A 20,651-nucleotide genomic window follows, 5' to 3' on the forward strand; every position below is an offset into this window, starting at 1 on the left:
ACAGTCACGACCATGACAGACGCCGTGCATCCCAAACTGGCCGACATGCTCGACGAGGTGGCCAGTCGTAACCACGGGGAGCCGGAGTTCCTCCAGGCTGTCGGCGAGGTGATGCGTTCACTGACGCCGCTGGTGACCCGCCGACCCGACTACGCCCAGTGGTCGGTGCTGCAGCGCATGGTCGAGCCGGAGCGCCAGATCATCTTCCGGGTGCCGTGGATGACCGATTCCGGTGAGGTGCGGGTCAACCGCGGTTTCCGGGTCGAGTTCAGTTCCGTGCTCGGCCCCTACAAGGGCGGCCTGCGGTTCCACCCGAGCGTCAACCTGTCGATCGTGAAGTTCCTCGGCTTCGAGCAGGTCTACAAGAACTCCCTGACCGGGCTGCCGTTGGGGGGCGGCAAGGGTGGTTCGGACTTCGACCCGAAGGGCCGCAGCGAGACCGAGATCATGCGCTTCTGCCAGTCGTTCATGACCGAGTTGTACCGCCACCTGGGCGAGCACACCGACGTGCCGGCAGGTGACATCGGGGTCGGTGGCCGCGAGATCGGCTACCTGTTCGGGCAGTACAAGCGCATCACCAACCGTTTCGAGGCCGGGGTGCTCACCGGCAAGGGCATCAGCTGGGGCGGTTCCCTCGTCCGTACCGAGGCGACCGGGTACGGCACCGTCTTCTTCGTGGAGCAGATGCTCGCCCAGCGCGGCCAAGACCTCGAAGGACGACGCTGCGTCGTCTCCGGGTCGGGCAACGTGGCCGTCTACGCCGTCGAGAAGCTCCAGCAGTTGGGGGCGACCGTGGTGGCGTGCTCGGACTCGTCCGGCTTCGTCGTCGACGAGCAGGGGGTGGACCTCGCCCTGCTCAAGCAGGTGAAGGAGGTCGACCGAGCCCGCCTGAGCGCTTACGCCGACGCCCGACCCGGCGCCACCTTCAACGAGTCCGGGTCCATCTGGGACGTGCCCTGCGAGATCGCACTGCCCTGCGCCACCCAGAACGAACTCGACGAGACCCACGCCGCCACCCTGATCAGGAACGGGGTGCGGCTGGTGGCCGAGGGCGCCAACATGCCCACCACCATCGCCGGCGCTGACCTGTTCCAGCAGGCGGGTGTGCTGTACGCGCCGGGCAAGGCCTCCAACGCCGGTGGGGTTGCCACCAGCGGGCTCGAGATGCAGCAGAACGCCAGCCGCGACGCGTGGCACTTCGACGCCACCGAGAGGCGCCTGAAGGCGATCATGACCGACATCCACGCGACCTGCCTCGAGACCGCCGACGAGTACGGGCACCCAGGCGACTACGTCGTGGGGGCCAATCTCGCCGGTTACGTCAAGGTCGCTGACGCGATGCTCGCCCAGGGCGTGGTCTGAGCACCACCGTCCCGAAGGCTGGGGCCGGGGCGTCCGACTCCGTCGGCACACCGCTAGGGCCCCAGCAGCTCACCGGCTCCCAGTCGTCCACGTCGCGCAGCAGCAGGCCGTCGACGGTGGACCCGTTCAGCACGAGCACCTCGTCGACGTCGAGGTCGGTGAGGTTGACCAGTTCGGGCCGCCACACGGCGACCACGGCCCGCCGGTCGTGGACGGCTCGGGCGTGGGTGTAGCCCAGTTCCGAACCCTGCACCGAGAGCCGTCCGAACAACGCCACCTCGCGCCAGTCGCGCCACAGCCGCAGTTGGTGGGCGAGCGTCTTGCGCTGCTCGTCGTCGAGGGTGGCCAGCGGCATCGACACCTGGGGCACGGAGAAGAAGGTGCTCTGGAACTGCTGGGCGACCGCGACCGCCCCGCCGTCCCTCGCCCACATCAGCGGGTCCGCGTGAACCGCCACCTCGCGGACGAACAGACGCAGGTCGAGCGAGCCCTGCCGGTTGACCACCGCATCCGCCGGGCAGTCACCCACCCGGATGCAGTTCCCGTAGGCCGTGATGGCCGGTGAGACGTAGGGCTGTCGGAACTCGATGATCGGCTCGGCGAGACCCGCCTCCGCCAACCGGGAGCGCACCTGCCCCAGCATCATCCGCATCGCCTCGCCCACGTCGGCGACAAAGCCTTCACCCGGGTTGTCGACGACCTCACCGGCGTAGACCATCGCGTTGTTGAGGAAGTCGATCTTGAGGCCGGCGACGCCGTAGTCGGTGACGATCCGGGCGCAGGTGGAGGCGACGAACTCGCGGACGGGTGCGTGGCGGGGGTCGAGGATCCACATCCGGTTCCGCTCGTCGCCCTTCGGGGCGTACTGGCCCAACTGCGACACCATCGGGCTGTCCATGCCGAGCAGGAGCGGAGCGATCCACAGCACGGTGTCGACCTCGAGGCCCCGCAGTTCATCGACGGTGGCCCGCAGGTCGGGGAACTTGTCGGTGTCAGGGATCCACTCCCCGCAGCGGCCGTAGCCACGGCCGTGACCGCCGACCTGCCAACCGTCGTCCACGAACAGGCTGCGACAGCCCAGTTCGGCGGCCATCCGGCCCTCGGCCACGACATTGTCGTGGTTGACGTCCTGGGTATAGGTGTACCAGGTCGAGAAGACCGGTTCGGTGGCCGCCCGAGGCAGCGGCAGCGCCGTGATCTGGTTGACCTCACCCAGCCAGGCCGACAGCTCACCGACCACCTCGCCGAGAGGGGCGGGCGCATCCGTGGTCGCCACGCGCACCACGCGGTCACCGGATTCGGCCGCCGCGTGCAGCGACAACCTGACCGACTTGTGCTCCTCGCTCACTCCCCCACTGATGCTGATCTCGCCGACCACCTCGGAGCAGGCCAGCCCCCACAGGGCGATCCCCTCCGCGTCGTGCAGCACCACCACGGGCGCGGACTGGACCAAGCTGGTGGTCGTCCGGTTCGCCCAGTCGGGGGGCAGGGTGCGATGGCCGCGGGCCTCGGGGGTCCACAGACCCACCCCGGCCCCCAACGGGAACTCCAGTTCCAGGTCGAAGGAATCGTGGGCCGCGACCGCATGGTCGGTGATGGTGACTGGCACCAGCCCAGCCTAGTGAGCGACGGCCGGGGCGCGGGCAGGTTCTGCAGGCATGGCGCAGGGTGGACATGGACGATTCGCCGACTGACGGCTGGTCGGTGCACCCCTCGGACCCCCGAAGGGAGTCTCGCGGGTCGTACTCAGTTCTGGATGGGCCTCGTGCGGTCGGTGAAGAGGGTGCCGCCCTCGGCCACGTCTGTCTCGGCTGCGTTGAGGACGAATCCGAGGCTGACGCTCAGTTCGCGGATCGCGAGACCGAGGCGGCCGATGTCGCTGCCCTGGCCGTTGCGCTGCGTGATGTCGTCCATGCTCTCCTGCAGCAGGTCGAGTCGATCGCGCATGTCCTTGATGTGATTGGTCTCCACGGTGACTCCTTCGTCGGTGGGGCGCGGCGGTCGTCGGTCCCATGTTCAATCTAGGTGCTGCCGACGGGCCCGGCGTGGACTTGGGCCAACCCTTCAGACAGGACACGAAGACGGGCAGGAGTGCGTCGGATGGCCCTTCGACGGGTCGTGAGCGGCCCGTCGGATTTTTCCCATCCGGAGCTGAAGCCGTGGTGGAGAGTTCACCGAATAGTGGTGGGCGGGGTTCACCTCCCTCGTACGCCGTGCAACGATTCATCTGCGGGTCGCTCTTCACCCCGCATCGCCCGATCCCCCCGATTGGTGGACTGGTCTCTTCCCCCCGATGTACCGAGACCTTCCCCTGGGGCGAGCCACGAAGAGTGTCCCGCCATCATGACGAAGCGCCCCACCCCTGAACGGGGTGGGGCGCTTTTCGTCGTCCTGGGGAGGTTCGAGTGCCTCGGAGGGAGGGGGTGGGCGCAGAGGGACTTGAACCCCCGACATCCTGCTTGTAAGGCAGGCGCTCTGACCACCTGAGCTATGCGCCCGAGGCACCCGACGGCGCGCTCGACACCCCATTCTGTCAGGTCGGGGACACGAAGTGTCGCTGCCCTAGACTGCGGGTCATGACGAGCACGAGTCCGCCGGCCGACGCCGGGGTACACGTGGCACGGTGGACGCTCGTCCGACGGTGGGCACCCACTCTCGCTGTCTGGCTGGTGGCACTCGTCGTGCTGGCAGTGGCCGGGGTGGGGATCCGGGCCAACACCTCGGTCGGCGAGAAGGGGAGCACGGCCGAGGTGCCCCTGCTTCCCGGCGACACCCGCCTGCCCAAGCTCGCCAGGCCCACCTCGCCCACCGAATCGGTGCTCGTGTGGAATCGGTACTCCACGTCGAAGTCCTACGTCACCGAGGTCACCCCGATCTCGGTGGTCGAGGGAAAGATGTCTGACTTCCGCCTGGCCGATCCCACCGAGGTCGGCGGGATGCGGGTTTTCTACATCACCTACCGCCTCACCTATCTGCGCGGGACGGCCATCCCTGGGTATCCCGACATCAGGTTGCAGGTGATGCCCGGCAAACAGAAGGCCGTACTCCCACCCAACGGGCTGAAGGACTGGAACCAGTCACCGTGCCAGGTGCCCCAGTTGCGCCGCGGCTTCGCGTTCGGCGAGGGGACGACCCTCACCATGTGCTCCATCTCGTTCGTGCCACCGGGCGAGCCGACCCGCATGATGCAGATCGAACCCAGGATGAAGGCCGGTCACGCGCTCAGCCAACCCAACGACGTCCGCTGGCCCCTGCGGGTCTCATGACCGACATCGCACCGGCCCCGCGCCCGCACCCCACGCGCGGGCAGGGCCTGGCGCTCGCGTCGGCGTCGGGCCTGGGGGCCCTCAGCAACTTCGTCATCATGTTCCTGATGACCCGCACCCTGACCGATGCCGAGCAGCAGTCCGAGGCACTCGCGTTCTGGTCGGTACTCACAGGCCTGTTCGGGGTGCTGGTCGGCGTCCAGAACGAATCCACCCGCGCCACCGCCGCCGTCCGACACGGACGCCCGGAACGCGGTCGCCTGTTGTCGCCGGTGCTGGGTGTGGGGCTGGCCGCTGCCCTCCTCGTCTCAGTCGCAGCCGCCGTGGGCATTCGCTGGGTGCTTCCCAGCCACCCCCTGTGGGCCACGACGCTGTTGGTGGCAACCGCTCTCTGCTACGCCGTCTACGCCTTGGTGCTCGGCGCCATGGCCGGCACGGGCCGATGGGCCGGGTTGGCCGGAACCCTCACGGCAGAGGTCGCCGTCCGGGTGATCGCGGTCGCTGGCGTGGCCCTGACGGTCCGCAGCCTGTTCGGCTACCAGACGGCCATGACCTCCGCCGTCGTGGTCATGACAGCCGCGCTGTGTGCCATCCCTGCAACGCGGGCCCTGCTCACCAGCCGCAGCGACCGGGAAGCGCGGGTGAGCCTGCGCCAACTCGGAATGGCGATCCTGTCGGCGGCGTCGAGTGCGGTGATGATCACCGGTTACCCGGCCCTGATGAAGGCGAGTCTGCGCGGCGAACCCCAGTTGGCGGCCTGGATGCTGGCTGTCAGCATCACGCGCGCTCCGGTGATGATGCCGATCATCACCTTCCAACAGGTTGCCGTGGCCCGGTTCGTGGCCCATCGACGGGGAACGCTGCGGGCGATGGTGGTTCCGGTGGCCCTTGTTCTCGCGGTGGGTGCTGTCGCGGCGGTCGGCGCAGGACTGCTCGGTCCGTGGTTCCTGAGGCTGTTCGATCCCTCATTCGACATCGGCGGGTGGGCCTTGGCGCTGCTGACCCTGGCCAGCACCGCGATGGCGGCGCTGGTGCTGGTCGGCACGGCCGCCCTCGCGCTCGACGGTCACCGGGTCTACGGCATCGGCTGGGCGCTGGCCGCGGTCACCTCGATCACCGTGTTGTTCACGGTGCCCCTGCCCGTCTTGCCGAGGCTGCTTGCGAGCCTGGTCGCCGGACCCGTGGTGGGCGCCGTCATCCTGCTGGGTTGGCTGCTCGTTCAGTCCCGCCGGACGAGCCCCAACACCGAGTAGACGGCCTGGCGGGCCACGGCCATGGCGCTCACGGTGGCGTCGCCCTGGACGAGGTCGCGCCGTCCCAGCAAGTGGGGCACGTCGGCCAACTCGTGGTGGAAGGCCTTGGCCTGGGCTGCCTGGTGCCCCGCCAGCGCGACCGACCACTGGCCCGAGCTGACGCGGAATGATCCCAGCACCTCACCCAGCGCGACCACCGTGGTCAGACCGGCATCGTGACCAGCGAGCACGACCCGGGTGTAGGTGGCCTGGTCGATCAGGTACGCCTTGCTGTCGTCCCACCAGCCGGAACCGGCGAGGAGGTCACGGCGGAGCATCACCGAGCCGGGTTCACCGAAGACATTGCGCCCCGCTCGCACCGAGGCGGCGATCACCTCGCGTCCGTCGTGGGCCCCCCACCACCGGCGCGGCATCCCGTGGGAGCGTTTGAGCGTTCGTCCGCCCGCATCGATGATGCGTCGCCGCGAGCACACCAGCGATGCGCTGGGGTGGTCGCGGAAGGCCGCCACCTGCCGTTCCAGGGCCGTGGGCTCGAGCAGGTCGTCGCCGGGCAGCAGCTTCAGCAGACCTCCGCGCGCCGCCTGGCTCACCCGGTTCCAGTTGGCCGGAGCACCACCACCGGCCGGTGTCGGCTCGAGCAGCCGCACCCGCGGTTCGTGCCGGTAGCCTTCCAGCACCTCGCCCGTGCCGTCATCGGAACTGTGGTCTGCCACGACGAGTTCGAAGTCCGTCCAGGTCTGCGCCAGCACCGAGTCGAGGGTGTGCGAGATGAGGCCGGCCTGCCGGAAGGCGGGCACGACCACCGAGACGGTGGGAGGTGCGGTGGTCACGGATGGGCCTCCAGTCGGGCACGTTGCAGGTCGAGGTAGGTGCGGTGGACCCCGACCAACAGTGAGGTGGAGGCCAGTTCGTCGAGTTCGGGCCAGACCCGTGAGGTGAGCGACAGGTCCCGGACCTGCCCGGTGCGAAGCGGTGAGGATCCCTGCACCACCAGGGGTCGCTGGCTGCTGATCCGCCTGACGACGTGCAGCAGGTTGAACACGGTCACCCGGTTGCCGCTGGCGATCACCTTGATGGTGACGGTACCCGGATCGGTGAGGGCCGCCAGGTCGAGGCTGCCCATCACCATGGCGGCGGCGTCGTCCACGAACAGGTAGTCGCGCACCGTGTCGAGGTCGACGTACACCTTGACCGGGGAACCCTGCAGAGCACCCCACAGCAGCGTGCTGATCAACCCCTGACCCTTGCCCAGGTTCTGACCGGGACCGTACAGGTTGGCGATCCTGCCGAGGACGACCCGGGCGCCGCTCGCGCCGGCGAACTCGCGGAACTGCTGCTCGAGTCGCAGTTTGGCGAACCCGTACGGCACCAACGCCGAGGTCGCGCTGAACTCGTCATGGGGGGCCGGCGAGCTGCCGGCGTAGACACCCCCCGCGGAACTGGCGACGAACACGCTCAGACCGGCCAGCAGACCGGGCACGAGGTCACCCAGCGCCGCCACCAACGCCTCGACGACCGAGGCCTCCCGCGCGAACTGGTCCTGCTGGGAGGCCACCACCCCGGCACCCGCGCACCACGCCACCCGCAGGGTGTCGCCGGGACTGCTGAGGTACTGACGGTTGAGCCGGGCGACGGTCTCGCTGAAGACGACAGCGGCCGCCCCGGGGTCGTCCCAGGGAACAGGCACGACCAAGAGCGACTCCCTGTCCGTCCCGCGCGACGCCGAGGCGCGGACGACCGCTGAGCCCAGCAGCCCTCCGGCCCCCAGTACCCACAGGGTGTCGGTCATGCGTCCTGCGGGTCAGGGGTGACGTCGCGGCGCCCCAGTGGACCGTGCTCGGGGTCGCCGACGATGAGGTAGAGCGGCTTGCCCATGGCCTGGTTCACGGTCACACCGAGGTACTCGGCGACCACCCCCAGGGAGAACAGGATCAGCCCGGAACCGATCAGGATGACGCACATCAGCGAGGCCCACCCCACGATGGCGGCGGGATCCATGATCTGACGGACGACGACCACGACCGTCAGCACCAGTCCCAACAAGCCGATGATGGCGCCCAGGAAGGCGACCAGTCGCAGCGCACGGGTGCCACTGGTGACCACCATGCGCCAGAAGTGGGAACTGAGCGACCGCACCGTGTACGAGGACTCGCGACCCTCCGAACGCATCGGCACCGGGCACGAGGCGACCTTGCGACTGATCCAGCTGAGGGCCACGTCGAGGTAGACCCCTGGTCCGGCGAAGGCTGACAACGCCCGACCCGTCTCGCCCAGGATGAGCCGGAAGCTGTTGAACTGGGTGGCCGAACGTGACCCCATGGCTCGCGCCAGGATCCGCTTGGCCAGGCGGGAGGCGAGATTGCGGAAGGCACCGTGCGGGGGCTCGTTGCTGGGTTGGGCATAGACCACGGTCGCCTGCTCCGCCAGCGCCGTGTCGAGCATGCGCCCGATCTGGGCGGGATCGTGCTGGCCGTCCTCATCCATGGTCACGATCCAGTCACCGCCAGCCGAGGCCAGACCCGCCATGGTGGCGGGGTGCTGCCCGAAGTTCCGGCTCAACCAGACCGGGCGAACCAAGGGGGAACGCTCCTGCAGCGAGCGGATCGTCTCGTCGGAGGCATCAGGTCCGTTGTCCCACACCGGCATGATCTCGGTGATCGCGAAGCTGTGCCCTGCCGGGGTGAGCTGGGGGCCGGCCAGTGCCAGCAACTCCTCGACCACCGGCGTGAGGCTCTTCTCACCCCGGTAGACGGGGATCACCACGGAAAGGGTGTGCACACGCGGTTGGAGTCCCTGCATGGGCTCACCCTATCCGCGTCAGCGGTGGCGCTGCGGGACGGCCTTGCCGCCGTGACAGGATGCTCCCGTGGAGCAGACCGATCCGAGACCCGACTGGGTGACACGAACAGCCACCTGGGTGGGGACGATCGGGGTCGTGGGTTTACTCGTGCTGTTCCGCTGGAACCTGACCCCCTACGCCGCCTATGACGCCCAGCACTTCGTCATCGGCTGGTACAACCAACTCGAGCGCACCGGCTGGCCCGGTCTGCGCACCAGGTTCGCCGACTACAACGTGCCCTACCTCTACCTGCTGTACGCCTCGACCCTGGTCTTCGAGAACGGGCTGGTCGCCATCAAGGTGATCTCGAACCTGGCTGACCTGGTCCTGGCGTGGGGGGTCGTCCGGGTGGTCTGGCCCTTCCGTGGACGGAACGTGGCCCTGGGCGCGGGGCTGCTGGTGCTGCTGGTGCCCGGGATCTGGATCAACTCGGCGGTGTGGGGCCAGACCGACCAGATCTACACCGCCCTCGCCATCCACACGCTGGCCGATCTGCTGCGTGGCAAGCAGAACCGCGCCTGGTTCGTCTTCGGGCTGGCGTTCGCGTTCAAGCTGCAGGCCGTGTTCCTGCTGCCCTTCCTGGTGGTGGTCTGGCTGCGCGACCCGCGTCGGTCGTGGGCGGCACCGCCGTTGGCGGTGGTCGCATGGTTCCTGACCGCGGTACCGGCACTGGCCATCGGGCTTCCCTGGCGCTCGCTGCTGCTGACCTACTCGGAACAGACGTCGGCGTCGAAGGCGACGGTGGCTCCGAACCTGTGGCGCCTGTTCGCCGACGACCCCGACCTGATCTCGTCGATGACGGCGTTCGCTGCCGTGCTGACCGGTGCCCTGATGGTGTGGGCCCTGCGTCGCCACGTCTGGTTCATCGATCGCAGCCGCTGGGTCGTGCTGGCGGCCGCCTTCGCGATGCTGCTGCCCTACACACTGCCGGGCATGCGCAACCGTTACTTCTTCCTCGCCGAGGCGCTCGTGCTGGTGGCCGCCGTGCTCCGTCCACGGCTGTGGTGGGTGGCGGTGGCGACCTCCACGGTGTCTGCCCTCAGTTACAGCAAGGCGCTGTTCAACCTCACCTTCCCCGGCGGCGACGTACTGTCGGGAGTGCCCTACGGGGTGCTGGTGGTGGTGTTGGTGCGCCACGCCATGGCCGAGGGCCCGGACGACCCCGCGCCGGGTTCGCTCAGGCCAGCGCCTGCCGCACCAGCCTGGCCACTTCGCCGCCCTCGGCACGCCCCGCCGCCCGCTCGTTGACCGCGCGGACGATCTGACCCATCTGCTTCATCGTCGGCTTCTGACCCAGACCAGCCTCTGCCGAGGCCACTTCCTCGGCCACCATGGTCGCCAGTTCGTCCGAGGTCAGGTCAGCAGGCAGGTAGCGCTGCAGCACACCCACCTCGGCCAGTTCCTTGTCGGCCAGTTCTGGACGTCCGCCGTCGGTGTAGGCCTGCGCGGAGTCCTTGCGGGTGCGCACCTCGCGAGTGAGCAGGGCCAGCACCTCGTCGTCGCCCAGCTCACGTGCCTCGTCACCGGCCACCTCGGCGGTCGTGATCGCGGCGATCACCATGCGCAACGTGCCCTTGGTGAGGTCGTCGCGGGCCTTCATCGCGGCGACCATGTCGGCCTTGAGGGTCGTCTTCAGCTCGCTCATCAGGCGACCGCCTCGTCGATGGCCGCGAGTTCCTCGTCGGAGAAGTCGAGACGCTCGAGTGCACCCAGGTTGGTCTCGAGCTGGTCGACCGACGAGGCGCCGATGATCACCGACGTCATCCGCTCGTCACGCAGCGCCCAGGCCAACGCCAGTTGGGCCAGTTTCTGGCCGCGGCTGGCCGCGATCTCGTTCAGCCCCCGCACCTTGGTGATGGTCGCGTCAGTGATCTGGTCGGACTTCAGCGAGCCCCCTCGGGCCGCACGGGAATCAGCGGGGATGCCGTCGAGGTAGCGGTCGGTGAGCACACCCTGGGCGAGCGACGAGAAGGCGATGATGCCCATGCCCTCGTCGGCGCAGGCGTCAACCAGGCCACCGGTCTCGATCCAGCGGTTGATGATCGAGTAGCTGGGCTGGTGGATCAGCAGTGGGGTACCGAGCTCGCGGGCGATGGCCGCCGCACGATGGGTCTGCTCGGCGTCGTAGCTCGAAATGCCGATGTAGAGGGCCTTGCCGGAGCGCACGGCGCTGTCGAGCGCGCCCATGGTCTCCTCCAGCGGGGTGTCGGCATCGAAGCGGTGCGAGTAGAAGATGTCGAAGTAGTCCAGTCCGGTGCGCTTCAGCGACTGGTCGAGGCTCGCCAGGACGTACTTGCGCGACCCGCCCCCTTGTCCGTAGGGCCCGGGCCACATGTCGTACCCGGCCTTCGACGAGATGATCAGTTCGTCGCGGTAGGGCTTGAAGTCCTGGGCGTGCAGCGCACCGTAGTTGAGCTCGGCCTGCCCGTAGGGGGGCCCGTAGTTGTTGGCGAGGTCGAAGTGGGTGACGCCGCGGTCGAAGGCGCGGCGCAGGATGGCTCGTTGGGTCTGGGACGAACCGACGTCCCCGAAGTTCTGCCAGAGCCCCAGGCTGATCAGTGGCAGTTTGAGTCCACTGCGTCCGGTGAAGCGATAGGTCATGTGGTCGTAACGGTCCGCGGCAGCGAGGTAGCTCGTCATGGCTCCGACTCTATCGCCGTAGTATGAGCGACTGGCTCCCATCCACCACTCCCCGAAGGGCCCCGCTGTGCGCAGCATCGCGAAACTGCTCCGTCACGTTCGAGAACTCACCTGGCTCTATGTCGGCATCGCCGCTGCCTCCGTGCTGATCGCGGGCACCAGCCTGCTCGGCCCGTTCATCATCAAGGGGGCCACCGACGAGGTCGTCGCCAACGTGCAGGGCCACGGTCGCGGGGTGTGGATGATCCTCTGGTTCGCGGTCGCCCTGTTGGTGGCCGAACTGTTGCAGACGGTGCTGCGCAATGTCGCCGGCTACTGGGGTGACGTGATGGGCGCCCGGATGCGCGCCATCCTGTCGGGTCGCTACTACTCGAAACTGTTGAGGCTGCCCCAGCGCTACTTCGACAACACGTTGTCGGGCTCGATCATCGCGCGACTCAACCGCTCGATCACCGAGGTGACGAACTTCCTGACCGCCTTCGCCAACAACTTCCTGCCGATGTTGGTCACCCTGTTCGCCGTGCTCGTGATCACCGGGTTCTACTCCCCCTGGCTGGTGATCGCCCTGGTGGTGATCTTCCCCGTCTACACCTGGCTGACGATGCTCACCAGCCCCCGCTGGCAGCGCATCGAACGAACCAAGAACGACCACGTCGACCAGGCCGGTGGCGCCTTCGCCGAGGTGGTGGGACAGATCAAGGTGGTGAAGAGCTTCGTCACCGAACGCCGGGAGCTGCGTCGGTTCACCGACGACTACGACGCGACCATCGGCCTCACCCACACCCAGTCGAGTTGGTGGCACCGCATGGACGTCGCCCGCAACGGCGCCCTCGCCGTCATCTTCTTCGCCGTGCACGCGCTGATCCTCGTCCACACCATGCAGGGCCGCTACAGCGTGGGCACCATGGTGATGCTGATCCAGTTGGTCACCATGGCCAAGATGCCTGTCTCGGGCATGAGCTACCTCGTCGACATCAGCCAGCGTGCCGTCGCCGGGTCCAAGAGCTACTTCGAGGTGATGGACGAGCCCGAGGAGTCCGAGGAGCTGGGCAGTGCCACGCGCACCGAACTGCGATTGCCCGACCCGCATCCCGGCGAGCCGGCCATCGTCTTCGACCACGCATCGTTCGCCTACTCCGACTCCAAGACCGATGTGCTCTCGGGCGTCAGCTTCGAGGTCGGGCAGGGCGAGAAGGTCGCCCTGGTCAGCGAGTCCGGTGGTGGCAAGACCACCATCGTCAACCTGCTGTTGGGCCTGTACCCCGTCAACGGGGGACGGATCCTCGTCCACGGTGAGGACCAGTCGCGGGCCGACCTGTCAGCCGTGCGTGCGACCATCGGCGTCGTCTTCCAGGAGCCGGCGCTGTTCTCGGGAACCATCCGCGACAACATCGCCTACGGACGTCCCGACGCGACCCTCGACGAGGTCATCGCCGTCGCCCGGCGGGCCAACGCGCACCCCTTCATCGAGCGATTCGACGCGGGCTACGACTCGCTGATCGGTGAGCGTGGTCTGAAGCTCTCGGGTGGCCAGCGCCAGCGGATCGCCGTTGCCCGGGCGATGCTCAAGGACGCACCGATCCTCATCCTGGACGAGGCCACCTCGGCGCTCGACACCCGCAGCGAACGCCTGGTGCAGGCAGGGCTCGAGGACCTGATGGCCGACCGGACCAGCATCATCATCGCCCACCGGCTCTCGACGATCGCCTCGGTCGACCGGATCGTCACGCTGCGGGACGGTCGGGTGGACGAGATCGGGACACCGGCCGAACTCGCGGTCTCGGGCGGGATCTACAACGAGTTGCTCGACCTGCAGGCCACCGGTGGCAAGAAGAGCCGCAAGGCCCTGGAGGGATTCGACATCGCCGTCTGACGGCTCGTGCGGCGTCGGCCTCCGGTGTGAGGAAATGATCGTCGGCCGACCCCACACTGGTCTGGACTTCCCCACCGCACAGGAGTGAACTGGGAGTGGGTCGACCTCGACCCACGTGCAGAGGAGTCCGTCATGAGCGGGCCGAGTACGTCCCGGCGTTCGCACCGGAGAGCGGCGACGCGCACGTGGCTCGCCCTGTGCTCGGTGGGCATCCTCGCCGCCGGCTGCACCGGCGGATCCGTGACGCCGACCTCCACCCTCAGTGCCACCTCGGTGCCTTCGGTCTCCGCACCGACGTCGGGTGGACCCTCGTCGTCGGGGCCCTCCATCGTGCAGTCGACTCCGGCGCAGTCCACGAGGACGACCCAGGTCTCGCCTTCGATCACAACGCCCACCACGCCGGCGCCCACGACGGCATCGCACCCCGCGCCCTCGACCACCTCACCACCGAGCACTCGGCCCCCGACCACCCGGCCCCCCACGAGCGCCCCTCCCACGACGAGTGCACCCACCAGTCGTCCGCCCACCAGTCGTCCACCCAGCAGCCCAGCTCCGTCCAGCCCGACACCGCGCCCGCCGACGACCAGTTGCCGGCTACCGGCCTCACTGCTGGGTCGTGACGTGGCGGCGCTACCGGTGTCGCGCCCGGTCGTTGCGCTGACCTTCGACGCAGGTGCCAGCAATGAGGGTGTCGCCCCGATTCTCGCGACCCTGAAGCGGGAGGGCGTGCCAGCGACGTTCTTCCTGACCGGCGACTTCGTGGACGACTTCCCCGCCAGCGCACGCGCGATGGCGGCATATGGGCCGGTCGGCAACCACACCTACCACCACCCTGACCTGACGACGCTCAGCGATTCCCGGGTACGAACCGAGATCCGGTCAGCGGCCAGCCGGATCCGCACCGTCACGGGGCATGACCCGCAGCCGCTGTTCCGGTTCCCGTTCGGGGCGATGGACGCCCACCGCATCAGCGTGGTCAACGACGAGTGCTACGTTCCCTTCCGCTGGACCGTGGACACGCTGGGGTGGAAGGGAACCACGGGTGGCCAATCGGTCGACACCGTCGTCTCCCGGGTCATCTCCCAGGCCCGTCGCGGCGAGATCGTACTGATGCATGTCGGCGCTCACCCCACCGATCATTCGACTCTTGACGCCGACGCCCTCGGTCGGGTGATCACCGAGCTTCGTGCCCGGGGCTACTCGTTCACCACCCTCGCCAGCATCGTGGGCTGAGGGCCGTGGCGCGAGGCTCAGCGGCCGCGACCGGCCTTCGGACGGACCACCTTCTGCACATGCCAGGTCTGCGAGACGCCCACCGGTGCCGTGACGGCCATGCCTGCGGTGGTCACACCTTCGGAGATGTCTGCCGCGTCCACGTGGCCGGGTCGGCCCACCTTCGGGGTGGCGAGCCAGACGTGGCCCGACTTCGACAGGTCGGTGAGCGAATCGACGAGGGCATCAGCGACGTCGCCATCGTCTGCCCGCCACCACAGCAGCACGGCATCGACCCCATCGACGGCCTCGTCGACCAGGTCGGCGTCGATCGCGTCCATGATGGCGTCGCGAAGCACCTCGTCCACGTCATCGTCCCAACCCAGTTCCTGCACGACCTGCCCGGGCTTGAGCCCCAGCAGAGTCGCGACCTCTGTCGTCCCCACGGTGACGAAGACCTTCCTGTTCGAGTGCATCGTTGGGGCAAGCCTGCCAGACTTTCCCCCTCTCCCACCAGAGCCGCGGCCACGGCGGGGTTCACCGGGGGGACGGGCACAGGACTGGACGGCACGCTGGAACAAACCGCCCAACCCTCCGGTTGAGTGGTTGAAATCGAAACGACCTCAGGAGTTCTCGTGAGCACCATCCAGACCCGTACCGGACCCCAGTTCGGCCTCGACACGTTCGGCGACGTCACCGTCGACCGCAGGGGCGTGACCCAGCACCCGGCCACGGTGATCCGGAACCTGGTCGAGCAGGCAGTCCTGGCCGACCGGGTCGGGGTCGACGCCATCGGCATCGGCGAGCACCACCGTGACGACTTCGCGGTCAGCGCCCCCGACGTGGTGCTGGCAGGTGTTGCCACCCGCACCGAGCGCATCCTGCTCGGTTCCGCCGTGACGGTGCTGTCGTCGGACGACCCGATCCGGGTGTTCGAGCGCTACTCCACCATCGACGCCCTCTCGCACGGGCGGGCCGAGGTTCAGGTGGGTCGTGGGTCGTTCACCGAGTCGTTCCCGTTGTTCGGGTTCGACCTGCGCGACTACGAGGTGCTGTTCGAGGAGAAGCTCGACCTGTTCGCGAAGCTGCTGGACGGGGGTGCGGTGAGCTGGGAGGGCACCACCCGGCCCCCGCTCGACGGGGTCACCGTGCACCCAGCCACGGAGTCGGGCCACCTGCGCACCTGGATCGGCGTGGGCGGCAGCCCCGAGTCGGTGGTGCGAGCCGCGCGGCACAAGATCCCCATGATGCTGGCCATCATCGGTGGGCCCGCCGATCGCTTCAAGCCCTTCGCCGACCTGTACCGACGCGCCCTGGTCGAGTTCGGCCATGCTCCCCAGCCGGTCGGGGTGCACTCCCCCGGCCACATCGCCGAGACCGACGACCAGGCCCGGGAGGAACTGTGGCCGCACTTCAAGGCGAACCGCGACCGCATCGGCATTGAGCGTGGCTGGGGTGAGGCGACCCGCGACCAGTTCGACCACGACATCGAACACGGCGCGCTCTACGTTGGCTCGCCCGAGACCGTTGCGGCCAAGATCGCCCGCACGGTGACGCTGCTGGAGCTTGACCGTTTCGACCTGAAGTACGCGAACGGGCCGATGCCGCACGAGCAGTTGATGGCGTCGATCGAGCTCTACGGCACCGCTGTGATCCCGCAGGTGCGCGAGATCCTGGCAACCAGCTGAGTCTGGTCCGCGGCCGTCCTGGGCGTGGAGCGAGCCCGCGCCGGGCCCCCGATGTGGGGGCCCGGCGCGGTGCTGCGGTTCGGTGCCGTGGAGGGACGGTCAGGCGTCCCCGCCGGCGTTGCCCGAGGCGCCTGCGGCGGGGTTCATCAGGTCGTACTTGTCGAAGGCCTGCTTGGCCCACTCGGCCGGCACCTGTCCCTGCTTGGCCAACTGCTGCAGCGTCCGCACGACGATCGAGGGACCGTCGATGTGGAAGAAGCGGCGGGCGGCTGCGCGGGTGTCGGAGAAGCCGAAGCCGTCGGCACCCAGCGAGATGAAGTCGCCCGGTACCCACTGCGCGATCTGGTCCTGCACCTGACGCATGTAGTCCGAGACCGCGATCACGGGCCCGGGACGATCCTGCAGCTTCTGGGTGACGTAGGGCACCCGCTCCTCGCCGTGCAGGAAGTTCGCCTCGTCGGCGGCCAGACCGTCGCGACGCAGTTCTCCCCAGCTGGTCACCGACCAGACGTCGGCGACCACTCCGAAGTCCTGCTTGAGCAGCTGCTGGGCCTCCAGCGCCCACGGCACCCCCACGCCGGAAGCCAGGATCTGGGCGCGGCGGGCGTCCTCCCCCACTCCGTCGAAGGAACCTTCCTTGAGCAGGTACATCCCCTTGAGGATGCCCTCGGCGTCGACGTTCTCGGGCTCAGCGGGCTGCACGAGCGGCTCGTTGTAGACCGTGAGGTAGTAGATGACGTCCTCGGGCTTCTCGCCGTACATCCGTCGCAGGCCCTCCTGCACGATGTGGGCGATCTCGTAACCGTAGGCCGGGTCGTAGCTCAGGACAGCCGTGTTGGTCGCCGCGAGCACGGGAGAGTGCCCGTCCATGTGCTGGGTGCCCTCACCGGTGAGCGTGGTGCGCCCGGCGGTGGCGCCGATCAGGAATCCGCGGCCCAACTGGTCGGCTGCGGCCCAGATGCCGTCACCGGTTCGCTGGAACCCGAACATCGAGTAGAAGACGTAGATCGGCACCATCGGTACGCCATGGGTGGCGTACGACGTTGCGGCAGCCGTGAAGGCGGCCACCGATCCGGCCTCGTTGATGCCCATGTGCATGATCTGACCCTGCGGGCTCTCGCGGTAGGCCAGCATCAGCTCGTGGTCGACCGGGGTGTAGTTCTGCCCGTGCGGGTTGTAGATCTTGATCGTCGGGAAGAACGAGTCCATGCCGAAGGTGCGGGCCTCGTCCGGGATGATCGGCACGACGTGGGGTGCGAAGTCCTTGTCGCGCATCAGGTCCTTGAGCAGACGGACGAACGCCATGGTCGTCGCGATCTGCTGTTGGCCCGAGCCCTTCTTGACCGAGGCATACGCCTTGTCGCCGGGCAGGGTCAGGGCAGCGGGCTGGTTGCGTCGCTCGGGCAGGAACCCGCCCAACTCCTGGCGCCGCTGCTTGAGGTACTTGATGCGCGGGTCGTCGTCACCGGGGTGGTAGTACGGCGGCTCGTAGGGGTTGGCCTCGAGCTGCTCGTCGGTGATCGGGATCTGCAGACGGTCGCGGAACCCCTTCAGGTCGTCCAGCGCCAGCTTCTTCATCTGGTGGGTCGCGTTGCGGCCGGCGAAGTGCTTGCCCAAGAAGTAACCCTTGATGGTCTGCGCGAGGATGACGGTCGGGGCACCGGTCACCTTGGTGGCCGCGTCGTAGGCCGCGTACACCTTCTGGTAGTCGTGACCACCGCGCGCCAGGCGCCAGATGTCCTCGTCGCTCCAGTCCTCGACCATCTTCGCGGTGCGCGGGTCGCGACCGAAGAAGTGCTCGCGCACGTAGGCACCGTCGTTGGCCTTGAAGGTCTGGTAGTCGCCGTCAGTGGTGGCGTTCATCAGGTTGACCAGCGCGCCCTCGGTGTCCTGGGCGAGCAACTGGTCCCAGCCACGACCCCAGACGACCTTGATCACGTTCCACCCGGCGCCACGGAAGAAGGCCTCGAGTTCCTGCATGATCTTGCCGTTGCCTCGCACGGGCCCGTCGAGCCGCTGCAGGTTGCAGTTGATCACGAAGGTCAGGTTGTCGAGTTCCTCGTTGGCCGCCAGCTGCAGCAGTCCGCGCGACTCCGGCTCGTCCATCTCACCGTCGCCGAGGAAGGCCCAGACCCGCTGCTGCGAGGTGTCCTTCAGCCCACGGTTGTGCAGGTACCGGTTGAACTGGGCCTGGTGGATCGCGTTCATGGGCCCGATGCCCATCGAGACGGTGGGGAACTCCCAGAACTCGGGCATCTGACGCGGGTGGGGGTACGAGGGCAGCGGGTGCGGCTTGGACTTCTCCTGCCGGAAGGCGTCCATCTGCTCCTCGCTGAGGCGCCCCTCCAGGAAGCCGCGGGCGTACATGCCCGGCGAGGCATGGCCTTGGAAGAAGATCTGGTCACCGCCACCGGGGTGGTCCTTGCCCCGCCAGAAGTGGTTCAGGCCCACCTCGTACAAGGTGGTCGCCGAGGCGTAGGTCGAGATGTGGCCACCGACCCCGATGCCGGGACGCTGGGCACGGTGCACCATCACCGCGGCGTTCCAGCGTAGTAGCCGGCGCACCTGGCGCTCCAGGGCCTCGTCACCGGGGTAGTCGGGCTCCTGCTCGACGGGGATGGTGTTGATGTAGTCGGTGCTGGTCAGCGAGGGAACGCCGATCTGCTGCTCACGGGCTCGCTCGAGCAACTTCAGCATCACGTACCGGGCCCGGTTGCGGCCTCCCTCCTCGATGATGCCGTCGAGTGACTCCAACCACTCCGAGGTCTCCTCGGGGTCCGCATCTGGGAGATTGGTGGGAAGACCGTTGATGATGGGGCCGGACTCCGCGCGCTGGGTCACTGCGCATTCCTTTCTGCTGACAAATTCATCCACCATCTTCCACCGTGGCGTTCGGTTTGTCACAGCAGGGGTGTGGAACCCACCTTCGGGGGTGTGTCACGCTCCTGACATGGACGAAGCACCCGACCGACAGGCCGAACCGCCTCACCGCGCGCTGCGGGTGCGTCTGCAGACGCCCGATGACTGGGCCAGGGTTCGTGACCTGAGGCTCGAGATGCTCGCCGACACCCCCCTCGCCTACCTCGAACGGGTCGAGGACGCGCGTCGACTGACCGATGAGGACTGGCAGCGCCGCATCTCCACCTGGGCACCGGGTCGGGGTGAGGCCTTCGCCCTGACCGATGCCGAGGATCGCTGGCTCGGCCAGTGCAGCGTCACCCTTGATCGCTGGTCGAATCCGACCCGAGTCTGGGTCGGCGCCGTCTACGTCACGCCCGCGGCCCGCGGGGGCGGTGGCGCCGGAATGCTGATGGCTGCCGCGTCACGCTGGGCCCGGGCCCTCGACCACCACGAACTGTGGCTCGAGGTGAACGACCACAACCCCCGGGCGATCGCGTTCTACGAACGTGAGGGCTGGGTGCGTACCGGAGCGGTGCGCCCCTACCCCCTCGACCCAGAGGGTTCGAGCGAACTCGAGATGGTCAAGCGGCTCGACGGCGACGACTGAACTCGAGCAGTCTCTCGACCGGCCAGGTGGTGATGATCCGGTCGGGATCGATCCCGGCGGCCTCGGCACGGGCCGCCCCGAGATCAGCGAAGTCGAGCTGGCCCGGGGCATGGGCATCGGTGTCGATCGAGAAGACGCAGTCGAGCTCATGGGCCAGCGCCAGCAGGTCGTCGGGTGGGTCATTGCGCTCGGGACGGGCGTTGATCTCGACCGCCACGCCGAACTGGGCACATGCCGCGAAGACCACCTCCGCGTCGAAGCTGGACTGTCCGCGCACCTTGCCGCCCTCGACCTTGCGCCCGGTGCAATGACCGAGCACCGTCGTGTACGGGTTGGCGATCGCTGCCACCATGCGCCTGGTCATGTAGTCGGCGTCCATCTGCAACTTGGAGTGCACCGAGGCGACGACGATGTCGAGACTCCCCAGCAGGTCGTCGCGCTGGTCGAGTGAACCGTCGTCGAGGATGTCGACCTCGATGCCGCGCAGCACCCGGATGTCGTCATGGCCGGCCTGCACCCGTTCGATCTCGCGCCACTGCTCCTGCAGTCGCTCCGCCGACAGGCCGTTCGCGACCCGCAGCCGTGGCGAGTGGTCGGTGATGGCGATGTACTCCCGCCCCAACCGGGCCGCGACGGTGACCATCTCCTCGAGGGGCGAACCCCCGTCCGACCACAGCGTGTGGGTGTGCAGGTCGCCCCGCAACCGGGAGCGCAGCTCTGACTCTGCCAGCGGGGTCTGCCCCCACTCACGCAGTTCCGCCAGGGTCGGTGGCACCCTGCCGTCCATCGCCTCGCGGATCACGGCCGCCGTGCTGGGCCCCACCCCCGGCACCGACTGCCAGGCGTTGTTCTCGTGCAGCACCACCAGGTCGTCGGCATCGAGCGCGGCGAGCGCGTCGGCCGCCTTGCGGTAGGCCTCCACCCGCCGGGTCTCGTCACGACGACGTTCGCGCCAGAAGGCCACTTCGCGCAGTGCGGCCACGGGCGCAGGGATGTCGACAGGCATGGAT

19 protein-coding genes and 1 tRNA gene are annotated in these 20,651 nt (G+C 68.2%); 9 read left to right on the plus strand and 11 right to left on the minus strand.

What is annotated here, in order from left to right; genetic code table 11:
• Nucleotides 1-12: 12 nt before the first annotated feature.
• Entirely contained in the window at nucleotides 13-1,362 is a 1,350-nt protein-coding gene (gene gdhA / locus QQZ11_RS12695; RefSeq protein ID WP_026378045.1) for an NADP-specific glutamate dehydrogenase, read from the plus strand.
• Here gdhA and QQZ11_RS12700 read toward each other — a convergent pair.
• The 3 genes from QQZ11_RS12700 to QQZ11_RS12710 all read right to left on the minus strand — a co-directional run bounded on the left by QQZ11_RS12700 (nucleotide 1,322) and on the right by QQZ11_RS12710 (nucleotide 3,860).
• Nucleotides 1,322-2,971, minus strand: coding sequence for a glycoside hydrolase family 36 protein (locus tag QQZ11_RS12700; protein ID WP_284550668.1), 1,650 nt, complete (start codon nucleotides 2,969-2,971; stop codon nucleotides 1,322-1,324). The genes gdhA and QQZ11_RS12700 overlap by 41 nt on opposite strands.
• Before the next feature lie 137 nt (nucleotides 2,972-3,108).
• Nucleotides 3,109-3,333: a hypothetical protein gene (locus tag QQZ11_RS12705; protein ID WP_284550669.1), complete on the minus strand. Its 225-nt coding sequence runs from the start codon at nucleotides 3,331-3,333 to the stop codon at nucleotides 3,109-3,111.
• Nucleotides 3,334-3,786: 453 nt separating this feature from the next.
• Nucleotides 3,787-3,860: transfer RNA gene (locus QQZ11_RS12710), tRNA-Val, on the minus strand.
• A 78-nt stretch (nucleotides 3,861-3,938) separates the two neighbouring features.
• Between QQZ11_RS12710 and QQZ11_RS12715 the strand changes: the two genes are divergently transcribed.
• Nucleotides 3,939-4,628 carry a hypothetical protein gene (locus tag QQZ11_RS12715; RefSeq protein ID WP_284550670.1) on the plus strand — a complete coding sequence of 230 codons (690 nt, stop codon included), beginning with the start codon at nucleotides 3,939-3,941 and terminating at the stop codon, nucleotides 4,626-4,628.
• Nucleotides 4,625-5,881, plus strand: coding sequence for a hypothetical protein (locus QQZ11_RS12720; protein ID WP_284550671.1), 1,257 nt, complete (start codon nucleotides 4,625-4,627; stop codon nucleotides 5,879-5,881). Before QQZ11_RS12715 ends, QQZ11_RS12720 begins: the two co-directional genes overlap by 4 nt.
• Here the strand turns inward: QQZ11_RS12720 and QQZ11_RS12725 are convergent.
• From QQZ11_RS12725 to QQZ11_RS12735, 3 genes are read right to left on the minus strand one after another with little or no spacing between them, the layout of a single operon-like run.
• On the minus strand, nucleotides 5,848-6,711 hold the full coding sequence (locus tag QQZ11_RS12725) for a glycosyltransferase family 2 protein (protein ID WP_284550672.1): 864 nt from the start codon (nucleotides 6,709-6,711) through the stop codon (nucleotides 5,848-5,850). The two genes, QQZ11_RS12720 and QQZ11_RS12725, sit on opposite strands and share 34 nt — an antisense overlap.
• On the minus strand, nucleotides 6,708-7,670 hold the full coding sequence (locus tag QQZ11_RS12730; RefSeq protein WP_284550673.1) for an NAD-dependent epimerase/dehydratase family protein: 963 nt from the start codon (nucleotides 7,668-7,670) through the stop codon (nucleotides 6,708-6,710). Before QQZ11_RS12730 ends, QQZ11_RS12725 begins: the two co-directional genes overlap by 4 nt.
• On the minus strand, nucleotides 7,667-8,680 hold the full coding sequence (locus QQZ11_RS12735; protein WP_284550674.1) for a glycosyltransferase: 1,014 nt from the start codon (nucleotides 8,678-8,680) through the stop codon (nucleotides 7,667-7,669). Before QQZ11_RS12735 ends, QQZ11_RS12730 begins: the two co-directional genes overlap by 4 nt.
• A 67-nt stretch (nucleotides 8,681-8,747) precedes the next feature.
• Here QQZ11_RS12735 and QQZ11_RS12740 point away from each other — a divergent pair, with 67 nt between their 5' ends.
• Nucleotides 8,748-9,968, plus strand: coding sequence for a glycosyltransferase family 39 protein (locus QQZ11_RS12740; protein WP_284550675.1), 1,221 nt, complete (start codon nucleotides 8,748-8,750; stop codon nucleotides 9,966-9,968).
• Here the strand turns inward: QQZ11_RS12740 and QQZ11_RS12745 are convergent.
• Nucleotides 9,898-10,365, minus strand: a complete 468-nt coding sequence (locus tag QQZ11_RS12745; RefSeq protein ID WP_284550676.1) for a GatB/YqeY domain-containing protein — start codon at nucleotides 10,363-10,365, stop codon at nucleotides 9,898-9,900. The two genes, QQZ11_RS12740 and QQZ11_RS12745, sit on opposite strands and share 71 nt — an antisense overlap.
• Nucleotides 10,365-11,360, minus strand: a complete 996-nt coding sequence (mgrA, locus tag QQZ11_RS12750; RefSeq protein WP_284550677.1) for an L-glyceraldehyde 3-phosphate reductase — start codon at nucleotides 11,358-11,360, stop codon at nucleotides 10,365-10,367. The genes QQZ11_RS12745 and mgrA overlap by 1 nt, the downstream gene beginning before the upstream one ends.
• A 67-nt stretch (nucleotides 11,361-11,427) precedes the next feature.
• Between mgrA and QQZ11_RS12755 the strand changes: the two genes are divergently transcribed.
• The 3 genes from QQZ11_RS12755 (at nucleotide 11,428) to QQZ11_RS12765 (ending at nucleotide 14,466) form a co-directional block, all read left to right on the plus strand.
• Complete coding sequence (locus QQZ11_RS12755; RefSeq protein ID WP_284550678.1) at nucleotides 11,428-13,233, plus strand: ABC transporter ATP-binding protein; 1,806 nt, start codon at nucleotides 11,428-11,430, stop codon at nucleotides 13,231-13,233.
• 185 nt (nucleotides 13,234-13,418) lie between these two features.
• Complete coding sequence (locus QQZ11_RS12760) at nucleotides 13,419-13,853, plus strand: hypothetical protein (protein WP_284550679.1); 435 nt, start codon at nucleotides 13,419-13,421, stop codon at nucleotides 13,851-13,853.
• Between the two features lie 16 nt (nucleotides 13,854-13,869).
• Nucleotides 13,870-14,466 (plus strand): polysaccharide deacetylase family protein, encoded by a 597-nt coding sequence (locus tag QQZ11_RS12765; RefSeq protein ID WP_284550680.1) that lies wholly within the window; start codon nucleotides 13,870-13,872, stop codon nucleotides 14,464-14,466.
• Between the two features lie 17 nt (nucleotides 14,467-14,483).
• On the opposite strand, the gene QQZ11_RS12770 is transcribed toward QQZ11_RS12765, so the two are convergent.
• Complete coding sequence (locus QQZ11_RS12770; protein WP_284550681.1) at nucleotides 14,484-14,921, minus strand: DUF3052 domain-containing protein; 438 nt, start codon at nucleotides 14,919-14,921, stop codon at nucleotides 14,484-14,486.
• Nucleotides 14,922-15,080: 159 nt separating this feature from the next.
• On the opposite strand from QQZ11_RS12770, the gene QQZ11_RS12775 reads away from it, so the two are divergent.
• Nucleotides 15,081-16,133 (plus strand): LLM class flavin-dependent oxidoreductase, encoded by a 1,053-nt coding sequence (locus QQZ11_RS12775; protein ID WP_284550682.1) that lies wholly within the window; start codon nucleotides 15,081-15,083, stop codon nucleotides 16,131-16,133.
• Between the two features lie 99 nt (nucleotides 16,134-16,232).
• Here the strand turns inward: QQZ11_RS12775 and aceE are convergent, their stop codons facing one another.
• On the minus strand, nucleotides 16,233-18,974 hold the full coding sequence (gene aceE, locus QQZ11_RS12780) for a pyruvate dehydrogenase (acetyl-transferring), homodimeric type (protein WP_284550683.1): 2,742 nt from the start codon (nucleotides 18,972-18,974) through the stop codon (nucleotides 16,233-16,235).
• 109 nt (nucleotides 18,975-19,083) lie between these two features.
• Here aceE and QQZ11_RS12785 point away from each other — a divergent pair, with 109 nt between their 5' ends.
• On the plus strand, nucleotides 19,084-19,641 hold the full coding sequence (locus QQZ11_RS12785; protein WP_284550684.1) for a GNAT family N-acetyltransferase: 558 nt from the start codon (nucleotides 19,084-19,086) through the stop codon (nucleotides 19,639-19,641).
• Here QQZ11_RS12785 and QQZ11_RS12790 read toward each other — a convergent pair.
• Nucleotides 19,616-20,647 carry a PHP domain-containing protein gene (locus QQZ11_RS12790; RefSeq protein WP_284550685.1) on the minus strand — a complete coding sequence of 344 codons (1,032 nt, stop codon included), beginning with the start codon at nucleotides 20,645-20,647 and terminating at the stop codon, nucleotides 19,616-19,618. The two genes, QQZ11_RS12785 and QQZ11_RS12790, sit on opposite strands and share 26 nt — an antisense overlap.
• Nucleotides 20,648-20,651 lie beyond the last annotated feature (4 nt).

Source organism: Aestuariimicrobium sp. T2.26MG-19.2B, assembly GCF_950101875.1.
In the GTDB taxonomy this organism is placed as follows: Bacteria; Actinomycetota; Actinomycetes; order Propionibacteriales; family Propionibacteriaceae; genus Aestuariimicrobium; species Aestuariimicrobium kwangyangense.